Origin of the sequence: Streptomyces sp. NBC_00637, assembly GCF_045161545.1 — a bacterium.
In the GTDB taxonomy this organism is placed as follows: domain Bacteria; phylum Actinomycetota; class Actinomycetes; order Streptomycetales; family Streptomycetaceae; genus Streptomyces.
Genome location: NZ_CP109046.1, coordinates 2,908,085 through 2,925,238 on the forward strand (window position 1 = coordinate 2,908,085; position 17,154 = coordinate 2,925,238).

Consider the following 17,154-nt stretch of genomic DNA (forward strand, 5'->3'; position numbering starts at 1 on the left):
TACGTTCCGAGAGCTCGGCATCCTTTCCGAGACCGCCGAGGCCCTGGAGGCCGTCGGCATCACCGCCCCGTTCCCCATCCAGGAGCTGACGCTCCCCGTGGCCCTGACGGGCACGGACGTGATCGGGCAGGCGAAGACCGGCACCGGCAAGACACTCGGCTTCGGACTCCCGCTCCTCGAGCGCGTGACCGTCCCCGCCGACGTCGAGGCCGGCCGCGCCCGGCCCGAGGACCTCACCGACGCCCCGCAGGCGCTCATCGTCGTCCCCACCCGTGAGCTGTGCACGCAGGTCACCAACGACCTGCTGACCGCGGGCAAGGTGCGCAACGTGCGCGTCCTCGCGATCTACGGCGGCCGCGCCTACGAGCCCCAGGTCGAGGCCCTCAAGAAGGGCATCGACGTCGTCGTCGGCACCCCCGGGCGACTGCTGGACCTCGCGGGCCAGAAGAAGCTCGACCTCAAGCACATCAAGTCGCTCGTCCTGGACGAGGCCGACGAGATGCTCGACCTGGGCTTCCTGCCCGACGTCGAGAAGATCATCAACATGCTTCCGGCGAAGCGTCAGACCATGCTGTTCTCGGCGACCATGCCGGGCGCGGTCATCGGCCTCGCGCGCCGCTACATGTCGCAGCCGACGCACATCAACGCCACGTCGCCGGACGACGCGGGCAGGACCGTCGCGAACACCAAGCAGCACGTGTACCGCGCGCACAACATGGACAAGCCCGAGATGGTCTCGCGCATCCTCCAGGCCGACGGCCGCGGTCTGGTCATGGTGTTCTGCCGTACCAAGCGCACGGCCGCCGACCTGGCCGACCAGCTCCAGCAGCGCGGCTTCGCCTCCGGCGCCGTCCACGGCGACCTCGGCCAGGGAGCCCGTGAGCAGGCGCTGCGCGCCTTCCGCAACGGCAAGGTCGACGTGCTCGTCTGCACCGACGTGGCCGCCCGCGGTATCGACGTCGAGGGCGTCACACACGTCATCAACTACCAGTCCCCCGAGGACGAGAAGACGTACCTGCACCGCATCGGCCGTACCGGTCGCGCGGGCGCCAAGGGCATCGCGGTCACGCTCGTCGACTGGGACGACATCCCGCGCTGGCAGCTCATCAACAAGGCGCTGGAGCTCGACTTCAGCGACCCGCCGGAGACGTACTCCACCTCCCCGCACTTCTTCGAGGAACTCGGCATCCCCGCGGGCACCAAGGGTGTCCTGCCGCGCTCGGAGCGCACCCGCGCCGGGCTCGACGCGGAGGAGCTCGAGGACCTCGGCGAGCCGGGCGGCCGCGGAGCACGCGGTCGTGGCGACCGCGGTGGCCGTGGCGACCGGGGTGACCGTGGCGGTCGTGGCGACCGGGGCGGTCGCGGTGACCGCGGTGGCCGTGGCGAGGCCCGTCCGGGCGAGCGGACCGGCGAGCAGCAGACCGAGGAGCGCGAGCGCTCGGCCCGTACGCCCCGTCGCCGTCGTCGTACGCGCAACGGCTCCCCGCTCGACGCGACGCCCGCCGGCACCACGGCAGCCGAGCAGACGGCCCCCGTGGCAGAGCCGACGCCCGTGACGGGGGAGACCGACGGTCCGCGTACCCCGCGCCGTCGGCGCCGCACCCGCAACGGGTCCGGGCAGGAGAGCGCCGTCGTGACGGCAGTGCCGGCCGCCGCGGCGACTGTCGAGCCCGTCACCGAGGCCACCCAGGCCGCGGAGGCGGCCGTGGCGACCGCCGAAGGCACCGCCGCGGAGGCCACGCCGCGCCGCCGCCGTACCCGCAGGACCGCGGAGACGCAGACCACGCAGACCGAGGAGACCGCACCGGCCACCGTGCCGGAGCCGTCGGCCGCCGAGGCCGCCGTCGACACCGTGGGGGCGACGGAGACCAAGCCGCGCCGCCGCACCCGCAAGGCGACGGCTCCGGCCGAAGCCGTGGTCGAGACCGTCGAGGCCCCGGCGGTCACCGCGACCGCCGAGACCGTGGTCAAGCCGCGCCGCACCCGGAAGACGGCGGCCGCCGCCCCGGCCGAAGCCGCCGTCGACACGGCCGAGGCGACCGAGGCCAAGCCGCGCCGCACCCGTAAGGCCGCACAGCCCGAGACGACGGCCACCACGGCCGACATCCCGGCCCAGGCCACCCAGGAGGCGGAAGCCACCAAGCCGCGCCGCACCCGCAAGGCCGCCGCCACCGCCCCGGCCCAGGCCGAGGCCGAGACCGCGGTCGACACGGCGGAGGGTACGGAGGCCAAGCCGCGCCGCCGCACCACGCGCAAGGCGACGGTCCCGGCCGAAGCCGCCGTCGACACGGCCGAGGCCACCGAGGCCAAGCCGCGCCGCGCCCGCAAGACCGCCGCCACGGCCGCCCCGGCCGAGGCGACGGAGGCGGAGCAGGTCGCGGAGGCCGCCCCGGCCAAGCCGCGCCGCGCCCGCAAGACGGCGGCCGCCGCCCCGGCCGAAGCCGCCGTCGACACGGCCGAAGCGACCGAGGCCAAGCCCCGCCGCCGCGCCACCCGCAAGGTCGCCGCGGCCGAGACGACGGCCACCACGGCCGACATCCCGGCCCAGGCCACCCAGGAGGCGGAAGCCACCAAGCCGCGCCGCGCCCGCAAGGCCGCCGCCACCGCCCCGGCCCAGGCCGAGACCGCGGTCGACACGGCGGAGGCGAAGCCGAGGGTGCGCCGCGCCCGCAAGGCCACGGCCGCCGCGGAGCCCGCGGACGGCTGATCCACCCGCCTGGCATGACGGCCCGACGGCCCGGTCCCTCCTCGTGAGGGGCCGGGCCGTCGGCGTTCCCGGAGGAGGTACCACCGACGGTGCGCGGTGCGGCCGCCCGGTAGCCTCGGGGCGTGACCAGGCCCAGCACCAGTAGTCCCTTCCCGCCGCCCCCCGGTGCGCGCTCCTATCCGCTGCGGACCGGGCGCGGTGAGTTCGCCGTCGTCGACTCGCCCGTGCCCGCCGGTGTCGAGCAGCGGGGCGTCGCGCTGCTGCTGCCCGGCTTCACCGGGAGCAAGGAGGACTTCCACCGGATGCACGAGCCGCTCGCGGCGCGCGGCTACCGGGCCATCGCCGTGGACGGGCGGGGGCAGAACGAGTCCGACGGACCGGCAGTCGACGAATCCGCTTACGCGCTCGAGGAGTTGGCCCGGGACGTGCTGGCGCAGGCGGCGGCCCTCGACACCCCTGTACACCTGTTGGGGCACTCTCTCGGCGGTCAGATCGCCCGCGCCGCCGTCCTTCTCGACCACTCCCCGTTCGTGTCGTTCACGCTCGTCGCCTCGGGCCCGGCCGAGATCTCGGACTCCCAGAAACAACGCGTGAAGCTGCTGCACGACGCGCTCGCGGTGATGGCGATGCCGGAGGTGTGGGAGGCGATCCTGGCGATGGGTCCGCCGGAGGAGGTCGGCGGTCCGGCCCGTGGATCGGCCGCTCCGGAGCTGTTGCGGCTGCGCTGGCTGAACCACAAGCCCGCTCAACTCCTGGCGACCGGGCGCCAGTTGTGCGTGGAGCCCGACCGGGTCGGTGAACTCGCCGCCGTTGCGCTGCCGTTCCATGTTCTGTCGGGTGCCCGGGACGACACCTGGCCGGTGCCCCTCCTCGACGACATGGCCGTGCGACTGCGGGCGCACCGGACGGTCGTGCCGGGCGCCGAGCACTCGCCGAATCAGGACCAGCCGCTGGCGACGGCCCACGCGCTCGCCGACTTCTGGGACCGTCACCCCGCGCGTCAGGCCCCGCGGCCGCCGGTCGTGCCCTAGTACTGCGTCTGCAAGTGCTCCCAGAAGCCGTCCCGCAGGGCGCGTCTGAGGTCGGCCTGGCCGCGCAGGGAGTACTGGAGGATGCCTTCCGCCTCCACCAGAAGATCCTGGTCGACGGAGCCGGGCAGGTAGGGGTGGCCCGGCAGCAGCTCGGCCAGCGACTGCCTGCCCCGCGCCGCCAGCCACTTCGCCGCCACCTGCGCACCGACGAAGCGGACCGCCTCACGGGTGGGCCGGTTCGCGCCGGGCCCGTCGTAGGCCGCCGCGGTGCGCCGTGACACGTACGGCTTGAAGAAGTCGAGGTCGAGGGTGCGCTGGCTGTCGACCTCCCAGAGCAGCGGCTCGGCCTGGTTGCGCCCTTCCGGCGCCTCGATGCCCCACAGGTGCACCCGGGCCCCGTACCCCTGGGCGGCCTCCACCGCCGAGACCAGGTCCTCGTCGCCGCCCAGCAGGGCCGCGTCGCTGATGGCCCGGTGCCGGGCCAGGGACTCCAGGTCGGTCCGGATCAGCGAATCGACGCCCTTCTGCTGGTTGTTGGCGTTCAGGTTGCCCAACCGCACCTTGACGTCGGGCAGTTCGGCGATGGACTGCTGCTCGGAGGTGTGGATGCGGCGCCGGGCGCCGTCGTACCAGTAGACGCGCAGCAGCCGGCTGTCGGCGAAGATCGAGCGGGCGCGGTCGATGAGCGCCTCGATCAGGCCCTCGGCGTCGAGGTCGAAGGCCCGGCGGTCCTCGGTCCCGGCCACCAGGCGCCCCGCGGCCGCGTACAGATACCCCGCGTCGACGAAGATCGCGTGGGTCGAGGGTGTCTTGGCCACCTCGGCGAGCATGCGTGTCAGCAGCTCGTTCGTGCGGTCGATGCGGGCGGCGAGGGCGGGGAGGTCGTCGTTCATCGCCTCCATTGTTCCGGTGGTCACGCTGCGAACACAACCGGTCCCGTTCAGTCTCCGCAAACCCTCTTACTCGTCAGTAATTAGTCGTTCGAAAAATTTCTTTAGCGTAGGGAATGTTTGTAACACGCATCCCGTTGACTCCCTGTGTAACCAAGTAGTTCTCCTCAGGAGGATGACCAGACGAAGGGAGAAGCCGATGCGCTTCGAAATCATGCGACTCGACGATGTCGACGGCACGCCCGTGGACTGCACCGTCGTAGACGCCGCCTCCGTCAACCGGATCGTTCATCAGGCCGCCGCCATCGGGCAGCGGCTGTGGATCCGTCCGGCCGACACCTCGGCCTCGTAACACGGATCCCCTACACATTTCAGAGCCCCCTACGGCCGTGCCGTAGGGGGCTCTGCGTGTACCGGGCCGCTCAGCCGGCCTGGATCACCTGCGTGATCCCGTTGATGATCTGCTGCACGGCGATCGCGGACAGCATCATGCCCGCGAGCCGCGTCACGAGGACCACGCCGCCGTCCTTGATGACCCGGATGATCAGCAGCGAGTAGCGCATCACCACCCACAGCACGACGTGGATGGCGAGGATGGCCACCCAGACCGACACCTGCGTCGCCGCGCTGTCGGCCTTCTGCACGGCGAGGATGACGGACACGATCGCACCGGGGCCGGCCAGCAGCGGCATGCCCAGCGGGACGAGCGCGACGTTGACGTCCTTGGTCTGCTTCGGTTCGTCGGTCTTGCCGGTGAGCAGGTCGAGCGCGATCAGCAGGAGCAGCAGACCGCCCGCGATCATCAGCGCGGGGACGGAGACATGCAGATAGTCGAGGATCTGGTGTCCGAGGAGACCGAAGACCGTGATCACGCCGCCGGCCACGCAGACGGCCTGGAAGGCCATCCGCTTCTGCACCTTGCCGGGGCGTCCGGCGGTCAGCGCGAGGAAGATCGGGGTGATCCCGGGGGGATCCATGATGACGAAAAGGGTGAGGAAGAGGGAGCCGAAGACGGCGACGTCGAACATCAGTGCAGGAGCCTTGCGGGAAAGGGGGATGGATCAGGGCGGAGGGAGGTGAGCCTCAGGCTCCGCCGGTGCCCGGTACCGGGAAGGCCCCGGTGGCGCGCCGGGTGATCTCCCCGTACACCTCGGGGTCGGTCGTGTACTCGCCGAGCACGCAGGTCTTGCGGCTGCCGTGGTAGTCCGACGAGCCGGTGACCAGCAGCCCCAGGTCGGCGGCGAGCCCGCGCAGCCGCGCGCGGGTGTCCGCGTCGTGGTCCATGTGGTCGACCTCGATGCCGTCGAGGCCGGCGGCGGCCAGCTCGGCGATCGCGGCTTCCGGCACCGTGCGGCCGCGCTTGCTCGCGCCCGGGTGCGCGAAGACGGTGACCCCGCCCGCGCCCTTGACCAGACGGATCGCCTCGAAGGGATCGGTCTCGTGCTTCTCGACATGGGCCCGGCCGCCGTCGGCCAGCCAGTCCCGGGTGAAGGCGTCGTTCACGGTCGGCACGACACCGAGCTCCACCAGGGCGGTGGCGACGTGCGGTCGCCCGACGGACCCCTCGCCCGCGATCCGCGCGACCTGCTCCCAGGTGACGGGGACGCCCAGCTCGTTGAGCCTGGCGACCATCGCCCGCGCCCGCGGCACCCGGTCGTCGCGCACCAGCTCACGCTCGGCGAGCAGGGCGGGCTCCTCCGGGTCGAAAAGATAGGCCAGCATGTGCATGCTGACGCCGTCGACACGGCAGGACAGCTCGGCGCCGGTCACCAGCGTGAGCCCCCGCGGCAGCGCGGCCAAGGCCTCGCCGTGTCCACGGGTGGTGTCGTGATCGGTCAGCGCGACGACGTCCAGACCGGCGGCGCTCGCGTTGCGGACCAGCTCGGCCGGGGTGTCCGTACCGTCGGAGGCCGTGGAGTGGCAGTGCAGATCGATGCGCACGACGCGGACTCCTGGCGGTGACGGGACGGAGGGGGACGCTTCAGCATAGCCGGTCGTCAGGCCACCCCTGTCACACCCGAAAGCACCGAGCACCCCCTACACACGCGACGCCCGGCAAGCACCCGGGAACCTCGGGGTTTCATGTCCCGCGGCGCCCCGCGGCGTCCGGCAGAGCGCTACGGCTTGAGCAGGCGCGGCGACAGCGCCCCGCACGGCACCAGGTCCACCTCGGCCCCGGCGTCCCGCAGATCCGTGAGCACCAGCTCGTCGTACATCAGCAGCCCGGACTGCTCGGGCCACACCACCGCCCACAGCCACAGCCCGCGCGCCTCCCCCGCGAAGACGGCCCGGTCGTCCGGGGTGGCGGAGACGTGCCAGAGCGGGGTGGGCCGACCGGCGGCCAGGACCTTGGCCTGCGGGGGTTTCTCGACGCTCATGTACGGACCCGGGTCCGGCCCGTCGACGCCGGCGTACCGCGCGCCGAGTCCGACGCCCAGCTCCTCGGCGACCAGGATCAGCTCGCCCATGCCGCCCAGCGGGCCCGGTCCGGAGCAGGCCACCGCGGTGGCACGGCCCCCGCTGCGGTCGTCGCCCGCGTACGTCACGCCCGTGAAGAGCCAGCCGACCGGCAACGGCCACGGCATCCACACCGGCACCTGCGTGCGGTGCACGACGACGCCGAGGGCCTCGACGCTGGGCGGGATCACGGGCTGAAGCGGATGCACCGTCCCGTGCACATCGCACTGCCAGGAATCGGCGAAGAGTCCGGGAGCCCTGACCCGGCCACCACACTTCGGGCAACTGGGTTCGCCCCTCATAGAGCCCCACGGTCCTACCCGAGCACGCCCACGTCAAGGACGATCACCCGTCCGGACGGAAACGACCACCCTCGAAGACTTACATGTAGCTTGCATTATTTAGGTGAGCTAAGTTAGTATGTGTATATACCAACTACCTTCGAGGGGTGAGAGAAGCCATGGATCCGTTCGATGAGGGAGCCGGAAGCATCCTGCGGCAGCCGAAGGCGGTGTGGGCGACGGCCGGGGCGTCCGTCGTCGCCTTCATGGGCATCGGCCTCGTCGACCCGATCCTGCCGTCCATCGCCCAGGGGCTGGACGCCACGGCGGGCCAGGTCTCCCTGCTCTTCACCTCGTACTTCCTGATCACCGCGTTCGCGATGCTGGTCACCGGCTTCGTCTCCAGCCGCATCGGCGGCCGCCGGACGCTGCTGGCAGGCCTCGCCCTGGTCGTCGTCTTCGCGGGCCTCGCGGGCACCTCGGGCTCGGTCGGCGAACTCGTCGGCTTCCGGGCGGGCTGGGGCCTCGGCAACGCGCTGTTCGTGTCGACCGCCCTCGCGGTGATCGTCGGCGCGGCGGCCGGCGGCAGCGCGGCCGCCATCCTGCTGTACGAGTCCGCCCTCGGCCTCGGCATGGCCTGCGGGCCTCTGCTCGGCGCGCTGCTCGGCGACGCCAGCTGGCGCTACCCCTTCTTCGGCACCGCGTTCCTGATGGCGATCGGCTTCCTGTGCATCACGGTCTTCCTGAAGGACCAGCCGAAGCCGGCCCGGAAGATCTCCGTCCTGGACCCGATCAAGGCGCTCGGACACGGCGGTCTCGCCTCCGTCGCGGCCTCGGCGTTCTTCTACAACTACACGTTCTTCACCGTGCTGGCCTTCACCCCGTTCGTGCTGAACATGACCCCCTACAAGTCCGGGGCGGTGTTCTTCGCCTGGGGCGTGCTGCTCGCCGTCTTCTCGGTCCTCGTGGCGCCGCGGCTCCAGGAGCGGTTCGGCTCACTGCGGGTGCTCGGCGGCTCGCTGGTGCTGCTCGCCGTCGACGTGTTCGTCCTCGGGTACGGCGACCACACCACGGCGATCGTCTGCACGATCCTGTCGGGCGCGTTCATCGGCGTGAACAACACCGTCTACACCGAGCTGGCGCTCGGCGTGTCGGACGCCCCGCGTCCGGTGGCGAGCGCGGGCTACAACTTCGTGCGGTGGTTCGCGGCGGCGGCCGCGCCCTTCTTCGCGCCGAAGATCGAGGAGTGGACCGACATCCACGTCCCGTTCGTCGTCGCGGCGGTCACCGCGGTGCTCGGCGCGGTCGTGGTCGTCGTCCGGCGCAAGGCGCTGACGCGCGAGGCCGCGGAACTGGAGCCGAAGCATGCGACGGAGGACGGGGTCGCGGTCTTCGCCGACTGAGCCGACCGGGTGCCGGTCGGGCGTCCTCCGGCCGGGCGCCCTCGGGTGCGGTGCCGGCCGACCGGACGTCAACTGGCGATCTGGGCACCGGCTTTGGTGACCTCGGTCACCCGGGCCTCAATCGAGCGGGACGGATTTCCGGGACGGATCCCGGAGGTCCGTCCCGTTCGTCAGCCAGCGCTCCTGGAGGGCCTGGGCGCCGTGCACCCGCTTCCAGGCCGCCTCGTTGGGGGTCATGGGGAGCAGCGGCAGGAAGCGGACCGGATCGAGGGGCTCGCCGAGGTCGAGATCCTCGACCAGACCGCCCGGCTCGGCGACCAGCACCGAGGTGAACGGGGCGCCGGGCCACAGGGGTTCCCCCACGTCCAGGGAACTGCCCGGCGCCACGACCACGCCCTCGACCTGCGGGGAGGCCGCGAGCACGGCCAGCGGGCGGAGCACCTTGTCGGTGTCGGACGCGCCGGGCCTGACGGACAGCACCAGCTCGGCACGCGGTCCCTCGACCGGGTCGGCGAGCACGGCCGTCGGGTCGCTCATCGGCTGCGCGGACATGCCGAGGGTGGCGTAGCGGACGACGTCGCCCTCGTGGAAACGCAGCACCTCGAGGCGGTCCGTACCGAGGAAGGTGACCGCGGCCCGGGCGTCCGGCTCGCCCAGCGCGCTGCACAGACGAGCCTCGACCAGAGGAAGAACATCAACCATGCGGCGAGCATAGAACTCGTCCGCGCGGGGCAAAGCAGCGCCTTGACACTTTGTCGACTGCTATTCTGGCCCGGTGGTTCGGGGCAGCACGCAGAAGCGTAGCGATCTTGTCCCGACGCAGACGAGACTCCCTTACGAGGGACCGGCTGGAGGAGGTGGGGCTGTCATGGATCGAAGTCACCCGTGCAGTACCACTCGCTCTTCCTGCCGCTGACGCAGCTGCTCCGGCTTCTTGGCCCCGGCTGGTCGCCACCTCTCGCGCTCATCTTCATGCGGAAGAGCACTTCGTTTCCTTTTACACCTGATCTGCTCGATCTGTCTGATCTGCCAGATCTCTCCGGTCTGATTCAGTAGCGAAGCTCGCCACCGCGACGGAGCGGTGCTCCCCGCTTTGTGGACGTGCCAAACCTCCGCAGTCAGGACGTCCCCATTCCGGGCAGTTCCACCCGTCGTGGCGGTCTTTCTTTGCTAGTCGCGAAGGAGCCTGCCATGTCGATGATCCGCGACCTCCGTGCCGTTGTCCGCCCCGCCCGCCCCTCCCTGCGCAAGGGGGGCGGGCGCACCGACACCGGCGCCTACGACACCACCCGCGACCCCGCGACGCCGTCGGCCGTAGTCGACTGCGCGGTCTACCGCGACGGCTCGCGCGTCGTCTACACGCAGCCGCCGACCCCGCAGGAGGCCATGCGCCGGGTGCGCCGCGACGGAGGCTTCGTGTGGATCGGCCTGCACGAGCCGACCGAGGCCGAATTCGCCGGTATCGCCGCCGAGTTCGGGCTGCACCCGCTGGCCGTGGAGGACGCCGTGCAGGCGCACCAGCGACCCAAGCTGGAGCGCTACGACGACTCCCTCTTCACGGTCTTCAAGACCATCCACTACATCGAGCACGACCGGCTCACGGCCAACAGCGAGGTCGTCGAGACCGGTGAGGTCATGTGCTTCACCGGCAAGGACTTCTTCATCACCGTCCGGCACGGCGGCCAGGGCTCGCTGCGCGCGCTGCGCCACCGCCTCCAGGACGACCCCGAGCTGCTCGCCAAGGGCCCCTCGGCGGTGCTGCACGCCATCGCCGACCACGTCGTCGACGGCTACATCGCGGTCGCGGACGCCGTGCAGGACGACATCGACGAGGTCGAGACCGAGGTGTTCTCGCCGGGACGCAAGGGCTCCCCGCGCGGTACGGACGCCGGCCGGATCTACCAACTCAAGCGTGAGGTCCTGGAGTTCAAGCGCGCGGTGTCGCCGCTGCTGCGGCCGATGCAGCTGCTGAGCGAGCGGCCGATGCGGCTGGTCGACCCCGACATCCAGAAGTACTTCCGGGACGTCGCCGACCACCTCGCCCGGGTCCAGGAGCAGGTCATCGGCTTCGACGAGCTGCTCAACTCGATCCTCCAGGCCAACCTCGCGCAGGCGTCCGTCGCGCAGAACGAGGACATGCGCAAGATCACGTCCTGGGCCGCCATCATCGCGGTGCCGACGATGGTGTGCGGGGTGTACGGGATGAACTTCGACTACATGCCGGAACTGCACTGGAAGTTCGGCTATCCCGTGGTCATGTCGGCGATGGTGGCGCTCTGTGTGGGCATCCACCGCACGCTGAAGCGCAACGGCTGGCTGTGAGGGCCCCGGCACCGGCTGGCTAGGGTTGGACCCATGACAAGAGAGCTGCTGCTCGACCAGGCCCTCGTCGAAGAGGCCACCAAGAAGTCCGGCCTCGTCTGGGTCCAGGGCGCGGGTGAACCGGCCGCGCGTGCGCTGTGGCACGTGTGGCACGAGGGCGCGGTCTGTCTGGTCGGCGACGGGCCCGGGGAGCAGCCGCTGACCGGTCTGGCCGACGGCGGTTCGGCCGAGGTCACCGTCCGCAGCAAGGACAAGGGCGGCCGGCTGGTCGCCTGGACGGCGAGGGTCGTCCTTCTCGCGCCCGGTTCCGAGGCGTGGCAGGCGGCCGTCGGCGAGCTCAAGGGCAAGCGGCTGAACGCGCCCGACGGCGAGGCGATGACCGAGCGCTGGGCGCGCGAGTGCCGGGTGCTCCGGCTGGAGCCGACAGGGGCCACGCTGCCGCTGCCCGAGGGGGATCTGGCGGCGCGGCCCGTGCCTTCGCCCGCGACCACGCGGGAGACGGCTCCGGCGGGGCTGCCGAAGCTGCTGCTGAGGAAGCGCGGACGCAGGTAACCGCCGCCACCACCGGCAGCCGGTGCCGCGAGCGGCGGCTCACGAGGTGGGGAGCTGCTTCCCGTAGTCGACCGTCTCGTCCTTCGCCGGTTCCTTCAGGGCGAAGTCCTTGCCCCAGGAGGAGAAGCTCAGCGTTCCGGCTCCTCCGGCGCGCTCCAGGCGCAGCGGATACGGCTTGCCCTCCAGCGACACGTCCAGCGTGCCGCCGGAGCCGCCCTCGCCGGTGATGCGGATCGTGCGGACGCCGGACTGTTCGTGGTGGCCGTCGGTGGCCAGCGAGCCGTGCAGGGTCAGCAGCCCGTCGAGGAGGAGGTCCTTGTCCGTGAAGCCGCTGAACTTCTTGTACGAGGGGTCGCCCGTCGGCACCTTCACGTACTTGCCGTCGAGTTTGTCGGCGGCCGCCGTGTCCGAACCGTCGTCGCCGGACTTGCCGTCCTCCTTGCTCCAGAACGCGGCGTCGGCCTTCAGGTACAGCTGCTCGCCGACCCGCAGCAGGTGGAAGGTGGCGCCCTCGGCGGTGACCGACCCGGCGCCGCCGTCCGCCTTCAGGCTCATGTCCAGCTTGTACGTGTGCCCGCTGGTGACCACACTCCCGGACAGCCGCACCTCGTCCACCGCCCCGGCGGCCGCCTTCGTCCTGGCCTGGATCTGCGCGGCGGACAGCTTGCCCACCCCGTTCGTGCCCGCGTCCGGATCCTCGCCGCACCCCGTCAGGCCCAGGCCCACGACCAGTGCGCACATCGCGCTCACCAGCGGGACGCGGCGAGTTCGGCCCTGGGGAATCGCAGTCACGGAGAAGGGCGCCTTTCTGCGGGGGGTGTGCCGAGCGGCGTACGGCAGCGTACCGGGGTCGGAGACCGCGAACGGAGCCAGTCCGTCCGGACCGCCCACCAGCGCGGATCCGATCGGGACGGGCTAGCCTGAAGCCCGCACGAGCGGGCAATTGGGAAAAGAACATCACCGGCAACAGCACTGACGGCGGTACGGAAGAAGGAGGTGCGGTCATGGTTGCGGGCGCCCCGCGGATCTTCGTCTCGCACCTCTCCGGCGTTCCGGTCTTCGACCCGAGCGGCGACCAGGTGGGACGCGTGCGCGATCTCGTCGTCATGCTGCGGGTACGGCGGCGGCCGCCGAGGGTGCTCGGGCTGGTCGTCGAACTGTCCACCCGGCGCCGCATCTTCCTGCCCATGACCCGGGTGACCGGCATCGAGTCCGGCCAGGTCATCACCACCGGCGTGCTCAACGTCCGCCGCTTCGAGCAGCGGCCCACCGAGCGCCTCGTCTTCGGGGAGCTGCTCGACCGGCGCGTCACGCTCGGCGAGACCGGCGAGGAGGTCACCGTCCTCGACGTGTCGGTGCAGCAGCTGCCGGCCCGCCGCGACTGGGAGCTCGACCGGGTCTTCGTGCGCAAGGGGAAGAAGGCGACCGCCTTCCGGCGGGCGAAGGGCGAGACGCTGACCGTCGAATGGTCGGCGGTCACCGGGTTCTCGCTGGAGGAGCACGGACAGGGCGCGGAGAGCCTCCTCGCCACCTTCGAGCAGCTGCGCCCCGCCGACCTCGCCAACGTACTGCACCATCTGTCGCCGAAGCGGCGCGCCGAGGTCGCCGCCGCGCTCGACGACGACCGTCTCGCCGACGTCCTGGAAGAGCTCCCCGAGGACGACCAGATCGAGATCCTCGGCAAGCTGAAGGAGGAGCGCGCGGCGGACGTCCTCGAGGCCATGGACCCCGACGACGCGGCCGACCTGCTCTCCGAACTCCCGGAGCAGGACCAGGAGCGGCTGCTGAGCCTGATGCAGCCCGAGGACGCGGCCGACATGCGGCGCCTGCTGTCGTACGAGGAGCACACCGCGGGCGGGCTGATGACCACCGAGCCGATCATCCTGCGCCCCGACGCAACCGTCGCCGACGCCCTCGCCCGGGTGCGCAACCGCGACCTCTCCCCCGCTCTCGCCGCACAGGTCTACGTCTGCCGCCCGCCCGACGAGACCCCGACCGGCAAGTACCTCGGCACGGTCCACTTCCAGCGTCTGCTGCGCGACCCCCCGTACACGCTGGTCAGTTCGATGCTCGACGACGATCTCCAGGCCCTGGCGCCGGACGCGGCGCTGCCGGTCGTGGCCGGGTTCTTCGCGACGTACGACATGGTCGCGGCGCCGGTCGTCGACGAGGCCGGCTCGCTGCTGGGCGCGGTGACCGTGGACGACGTCCTGGACCACATGCTGCCGGAGGACTGGCGGGAGACCGAGTTCCACCTCGACGAGGACACGACCGAGGAGGTGGGTTCGCATGACTCCCGACCGTGAGACCGGGCGCGGCGAGCGCACCCTGGCCGGCGCGACGGCGACCGGCCGCCCCAGGGTCCGGCTGGACCAGCCGCGGCCGCCCCGGCACCGGATCCTGCCCGAGTGGGACCCGGAGGCCTTCGGGCGGCTGTCGGAGCGCATCGCACGGTTCCTGGGCACCGGGCGGTTCATCGTCTGGATGACGATCGTCATCATCGTCTGGGTGCTGTGGAACATCTTCGCGCCGCGCGACCTGCGCTTCGACAACTACCCGTTCATCTTCCTGACCCTGATGCTGTCGCTTCAGGCCTCCTACGCGGCCCCGCTGATCCTGCTCGCGCAGAACCGGCAGGACGACCGGGACCGGGTCAACCTGGAGCAGGACCGCAAGCAGAACGAGCGGTCCATCGCCGACACCGAGTATCTGACCCGGGAGATCGCCGCCCTGCGGATCGGTCTCGGCGAGGTCGCGACCCGGGACTGGATCCGTTCGGAGCTCCAGGACATGGTCAAGGAACTGGAGGAACGGCGGGACGGGCATCGCGAACATGCCGTATTCCCGGCAGAACGACCGCGGGGACGTGACGTAGAAGACCGGTGACGGGCTTACCCGCGCCCCCGCGGAGCGCCGTACCATCGTCCCTATGGCTAGCGAAGACGCGGTGCGCGAGGCACTGGCGACGGTGAACGACCCCGAGATCAACCGGCCCATCACCGAACTCGGGATGGTGAAGTCGGTGGAGATCGGCGCGGACGGGGTGGTCGCGGTCGCCGTGTACCTGACGGTCTCCGGCTGCCCGATGCGCGAGACGATCACACAGCGGGTGACCGACGCGGTCTCCGCGGTCGACGGCGTCACCCGCGTCGACGTCACCCTCGACGTCATGAGCGACGAGCAGCGCAAGGAGCTGGCGAGCGCTCTGCGCGGCGGCCAGACCGAGCGCGAGGTCCCGTTCGCCAAGCCGGGCTCGCTGACCCGGGTGTACGCGGTCGCGTCCGGCAAGGGCGGCGTCGGCAAGTCGTCGGTGACGGTGAACCTGGCGGCGGCGATGGCCGCCGACGGTCTCCGGGTGGGCGTGGTCGACGCCGACATCTACGGCCACAGCGTGCCGCGCATGCTGGGCGCGGACGGCCGTCCCACCCAGGTCGAGAACATGATCATGCCGCCGTCGGCGCACGGCGTGAAGGTCATCTCCATCGGCATGTTCACCCCGGGCAACGCCCCGGTCGTCTGGCGCGGTCCGATGCTCCACCGCGCGCTCCAGCAGTTCCTGGCGGACGTGTACTGGGGCGACCTGGACGTGCTGCTGCTGGACCTCCCGCCGGGCACCGGCGACATCGCGATCTCCGTCGCGCAGCTGGTCCCGAACGCCGAGATCCTGGTCGTGACGACCCCGCAGCAGGCGGCGGCCGAAGTGGCCGAGCGGGCGGGGTCCATCGCCGTCCAGACCCACCAGAAGATCGTCGGCGTGGTCGAGAACATGTCCGGTCTGCCCTGCCCGCACTGCGGGGAGATGGTCGACGTCTTCGGCACGGGCGGCGGACAGTCGGTCGCCGAGGGCCTGACCCGTACGACCGGCGCCAACGTCCCGGTGCTCGGCTCCATCCCGATCGACGTCCGGCTGCGCGAGGGCGGCGACGAGGGCAAGCCGGTCGTCCTGACCGACCCCGAGTCCCCGGCGGGCTCCGCCCTGCGGGCCATCGCGGGCAAGCTGGGCGGCAGGCAGCGCGGTCTCTCGGGACTGTCGCTCGGCATCACGCCCCGGAACAAGTTCTAGCCAGGCGCTCCGGCCGGTCCGGCCGCGAGCCCCGCAGTACCTCGCCCTCCCACGACAGCGGGGGGGGCGCCGTCCGAGCCGGACGGCGCCCCCCGCTCTCGTACGGCCGATCAGGCGTAGGTCTCGATGTCCTTGATCATGGCGAAACCGAGGCCGTACGCGCTCATGCCCCTCCCGTACGCCCCCACGTGCACCCCTTGCGAGGTCGAGCCGGCCAGCACCCAGCCGAACTCGGACTCGCGGTAGTGGAAGGGCGTCGGGACGCCGTCGACCGGCAGGGACAGCGTCGACCAGTCCGATCCCGCGAGATCGTCGGCCAGGACCCACGCCGTCTCGGTCTGCTGGTCCAGCCAGTCGTCGCGCAGGCTGTGGTCCATCTGGCCCGGCCAGGTGAAGGTCAGCAGACCCACCCCCGCGAGCCAGGCCGCCGAGGACACCGAGGTGGCCTCCAGCAGGCCCGTGCCGTCCGGGCTGCGCCGTACGGGGTTCGCGGCGACGGTCACCACGACCGCGAACTTCCCGCGGTCCTCACCGGCCGTCTCGTGCCGTACGGAGGGTTCGTCGCCGTGCCCGATGGAACCGTGCTCGACGGCCCCGTCGGCGGCCGTGCCCACCTGCATCAGCCAGCGCGGCCCCGTGAAGGCCTCGTCGAGGCCGTACCAGGGGAAGGGTGCCTCCAAGTAGCCGTCGACCGTACGCCGGGCGGAGGGGACCTGTGGTCCGCCCTCCGCGGCCGGCGTCTGCTCGACTGCCCGACTCGTCGTCTCCATGTGCCCGGACGCCTCCTCGTTCTCGACGGAACGACCGGCCCGCCCCCCTTCGGGCGTACTCGTCCGCTCCGCACAACAACCAGGCAGCATAGCCACCCCGCCGCGCGCTGCCGGGTAGCCGCCCGGCGCGTGCGACGTGCGCCCCCTCACACCGGGGGACCCGGGTGGCTCAGGTGGCGTCCGCGTCGAAGGGCGGACGGTCGTCCTTGCCGGGCTCCTCGGGCTTCTTGGTCATGTCGATACGACCGTCGCCCGAGGACGCCGCCGAACCCGAGGAGATCGCCGAGGTGGCGGAGTCCGTGTCGCGGCTGTGGACCGCGTCGGTGACCTCGGCCATCTCCTTCTTCAGGTCGAAGCCGTTGCGGATCTCCTTCAGCCCCAGCTCGTCGTTGTCCAGCTGCTTGCGGATGAAGGTCTTGGGGTTGAGGTCCTCGAACTCGAAGTCCTTGAACTCCGGGCCCAGTTCGCTGCGGATGTCCGCCTTCGCGCTCTCCGAGAACTCACGGATCTTCCGGACGGTACGCATCACGTCCTGGATGACCTTCGGGAGCTTGTCCGGACCGAAGACGAGCACGGCCAGGACGACGATCGTCACCAGCTCGAGCGGTCCTATGTCATTGAACACCTGAAGCTCCTTGCGATCTCCGCGGCCCTCGGCCCTCGGCCCCTGGTGGTCAA

The 17,154-nt window shown here is 71.4% G+C and carries 17 protein-coding genes; 9 read left to right on the forward strand and 8 right to left on the reverse strand.

From position 1 onward, the window contains the following. The first annotated feature begins 85 nt into the window (after positions 1 to 85). A complete protein-coding gene (locus tag OG440_RS12360) occupies positions 86 to 2,707 on the forward strand; it encodes a DEAD/DEAH box helicase (protein WP_406011330.1) in 2,622 nt (873 codons plus the stop codon). Between the two features lie 122 nt (positions 2,708 to 2,829). Continuing rightward, positions 2,830 to 3,738 carry an alpha/beta fold hydrolase gene (locus tag OG440_RS12365; protein WP_406006892.1) on the forward strand — a complete coding sequence of 303 codons (909 nt, stop codon included), beginning with the start codon at positions 2,830 to 2,832 and terminating at the stop codon, positions 3,736 to 3,738. Here OG440_RS12365 and OG440_RS12370 read toward each other — a convergent pair. Continuing rightward, positions 3,735 to 4,640: an NYN domain-containing protein gene (locus tag OG440_RS12370; protein WP_406011331.1), complete on the reverse strand. Its 906-nt coding sequence runs from the start codon at positions 4,638 to 4,640 to the stop codon at positions 3,735 to 3,737. The two genes, OG440_RS12365 and OG440_RS12370, sit on opposite strands and share 4 nt — an antisense overlap. Positions 4,641 to 4,827: 187 nt before the next feature. On the opposite strand from OG440_RS12370, the gene OG440_RS12375 reads away from it, so the two are divergent. Beyond that, the gene (locus OG440_RS12375) at positions 4,828 to 4,980 is read left to right on the forward strand and encodes a hypothetical protein (protein ID WP_406006893.1); all 153 of its coding nucleotides are present in this window, start codon (positions 4,828 to 4,830) and stop codon (positions 4,978 to 4,980) included. Positions 4,981 to 5,050: 70 nt separating this feature from the next. Here the strand turns inward: OG440_RS12375 and OG440_RS12380 are convergent, their stop codons facing one another. The 3 genes from OG440_RS12380 to OG440_RS12390 all read right to left on the reverse strand — a co-directional run bounded on the left by OG440_RS12380 (position 5,051) and on the right by OG440_RS12390 (position 7,387). Next, complete coding sequence (locus OG440_RS12380) at positions 5,051 to 5,656, reverse strand: MarC family protein (protein WP_406006894.1); 606 nt, start codon at positions 5,654 to 5,656, stop codon at positions 5,051 to 5,053. Between the two features lie 55 nt (positions 5,657 to 5,711). Next, positions 5,712 to 6,569, reverse strand: a complete 858-nt coding sequence (locus OG440_RS12385) for a PHP domain-containing protein (RefSeq protein WP_406006895.1) — start codon at positions 6,567 to 6,569, stop codon at positions 5,712 to 5,714. 176 nt (positions 6,570 to 6,745) lie between these two features. Further along, positions 6,746 to 7,387, reverse strand: a complete 642-nt coding sequence (locus OG440_RS12390; protein ID WP_062642387.1) for a DUF6758 family protein — start codon at positions 7,385 to 7,387, stop codon at positions 6,746 to 6,748. 158 nt (positions 7,388 to 7,545) lie between these two features. Between OG440_RS12390 and OG440_RS12395 the strand changes: the two genes are divergently transcribed. Further along, complete coding sequence (locus OG440_RS12395) at positions 7,546 to 8,769, forward strand: MFS transporter (protein WP_406006896.1); 1,224 nt, start codon at positions 7,546 to 7,548, stop codon at positions 8,767 to 8,769. A gap of 117 nt (positions 8,770 to 8,886) precedes the next feature. Here the strand turns inward: OG440_RS12395 and OG440_RS12400 are convergent, their stop codons facing one another. Next, positions 8,887 to 9,471 (reverse strand): suppressor of fused domain protein, encoded by a 585-nt coding sequence (locus tag OG440_RS12400; protein ID WP_406006897.1) that lies wholly within the window; start codon positions 9,469 to 9,471, stop codon positions 8,887 to 8,889. A gap of 489 nt (positions 9,472 to 9,960) precedes the next feature. Here OG440_RS12400 and OG440_RS12405 point away from each other — a divergent pair, with 489 nt between their 5' ends. Then, the gene (locus OG440_RS12405; protein WP_406006898.1) at positions 9,961 to 11,091 is read left to right on the forward strand and encodes a magnesium and cobalt transport protein CorA; all 1,131 of its coding nucleotides are present in this window, start codon (positions 9,961 to 9,963) and stop codon (positions 11,089 to 11,091) included. Positions 11,092 to 11,124: 33 nt separating this feature from the next. Then, positions 11,125 to 11,643, forward strand: coding sequence for a hypothetical protein (locus tag OG440_RS12410; protein WP_406006899.1), 519 nt, complete (start codon positions 11,125 to 11,127; stop codon positions 11,641 to 11,643). A 39-nt stretch (positions 11,644 to 11,682) separates the two neighbouring features. Here OG440_RS12410 and OG440_RS12415 read toward each other — a convergent pair whose 3' ends face one another. Continuing rightward, entirely contained in the window at positions 11,683 to 12,435 is a 753-nt protein-coding gene (locus OG440_RS12415) for a hypothetical protein (RefSeq protein ID WP_406006900.1), read from the reverse strand. A gap of 212 nt (positions 12,436 to 12,647) precedes the next feature. Here OG440_RS12415 and OG440_RS12420 point away from each other — a divergent pair, with 212 nt between their 5' ends. From OG440_RS12420 to OG440_RS12430, 3 genes are read left to right on the forward strand one after another with little or no spacing between them, the layout of a single operon-like run. Continuing rightward, entirely contained in the window at positions 12,648 to 13,949 is a 1,302-nt protein-coding gene (locus tag OG440_RS12420; RefSeq protein WP_406006901.1) for a magnesium transporter MgtE N-terminal domain-containing protein, read from the forward strand. Next, entirely contained in the window at positions 13,933 to 14,529 is a 597-nt protein-coding gene (locus OG440_RS12425; RefSeq protein ID WP_406006902.1) for a DUF1003 domain-containing protein, read from the forward strand. The genes OG440_RS12420 and OG440_RS12425 overlap by 17 nt, the downstream gene beginning before the upstream one ends. 43 nt (positions 14,530 to 14,572) lie before the next feature. After that, positions 14,573 to 15,706: an Mrp/NBP35 family ATP-binding protein gene (locus tag OG440_RS12430; RefSeq protein ID WP_406006903.1), complete on the forward strand. Its 1,134-nt coding sequence runs from the start codon at positions 14,573 to 14,575 to the stop codon at positions 15,704 to 15,706. Positions 15,707 to 15,816: 110 nt separating this feature from the next. Here OG440_RS12430 and OG440_RS12435 read toward each other — a convergent pair whose 3' ends face one another. Continuing rightward, a complete protein-coding gene (locus OG440_RS12435; protein WP_406006904.1) occupies positions 15,817 to 16,476 on the reverse strand; it encodes a hypothetical protein in 660 nt (219 codons plus the stop codon). A 169-nt stretch (positions 16,477 to 16,645) separates the two neighbouring features. Beyond that, a complete protein-coding gene (locus OG440_RS12440; protein ID WP_406006905.1) occupies positions 16,646 to 17,101 on the reverse strand; it encodes a sec-independent translocase in 456 nt (151 codons plus the stop codon). Positions 17,102 to 17,154: the final 53 nt, after the last annotated feature.

Coding starts and splice junctions, on each gene's coding strand:
- OG440_RS12370 (WP_406011331.1), bottom strand. CDS start 4,640: ATGGAGGCGATGAACGACGACCTCCCCGCCCTCGCCGCCCGCATCGAC.
- OG440_RS12380 (WP_406006894.1), bottom strand. CDS start 5,656: ATGTTCGACGTCGCCGTCTTCGGCTCCCTCTTCCTCACCCTTTTCGTC.
- OG440_RS12425 (WP_406006902.1), top strand. CDS start 13,933: ATGACTCCCGACCGTGAGACCGGGCGCGGCGAGCGCACCCTGGCCGGC.
- OG440_RS12420 (WP_406006901.1), top strand. CDS start 12,648: ATGGTTGCGGGCGCCCCGCGGATCTTCGTCTCGCACCTCTCCGGCGTT.
- OG440_RS12400 (WP_406006897.1), bottom strand. CDS start 9,471: ATGGTTGATGTTCTTCCTCTGGTCGAGGCTCGTCTGTGCAGCGCGCTG.
- OG440_RS12410 (WP_406006899.1), top strand. CDS start 11,125: ATGACAAGAGAGCTGCTGCTCGACCAGGCCCTCGTCGAAGAGGCCACC.
- OG440_RS12405 (WP_406006898.1), top strand. CDS start 9,961: ATGTCGATGATCCGCGACCTCCGTGCCGTTGTCCGCCCCGCCCGCCCC.
- OG440_RS12430 (WP_406006903.1), top strand. CDS start 14,573: ATGGCTAGCGAAGACGCGGTGCGCGAGGCACTGGCGACGGTGAACGAC.
- OG440_RS12375 (WP_406006893.1), top strand. CDS start 4,828: ATGCGCTTCGAAATCATGCGACTCGACGATGTCGACGGCACGCCCGTG.
- OG440_RS12390 (WP_062642387.1), bottom strand. CDS start 7,387: ATGAGGGGCGAACCCAGTTGCCCGAAGTGTGGTGGCCGGGTCAGGGCT.
- OG440_RS12395 (WP_406006896.1), top strand. CDS start 7,546: ATGGATCCGTTCGATGAGGGAGCCGGAAGCATCCTGCGGCAGCCGAAG.
- OG440_RS12435 (WP_406006904.1), bottom strand. CDS start 16,476: ATGGAGACGACGAGTCGGGCAGTCGAGCAGACGCCGGCCGCGGAGGGC.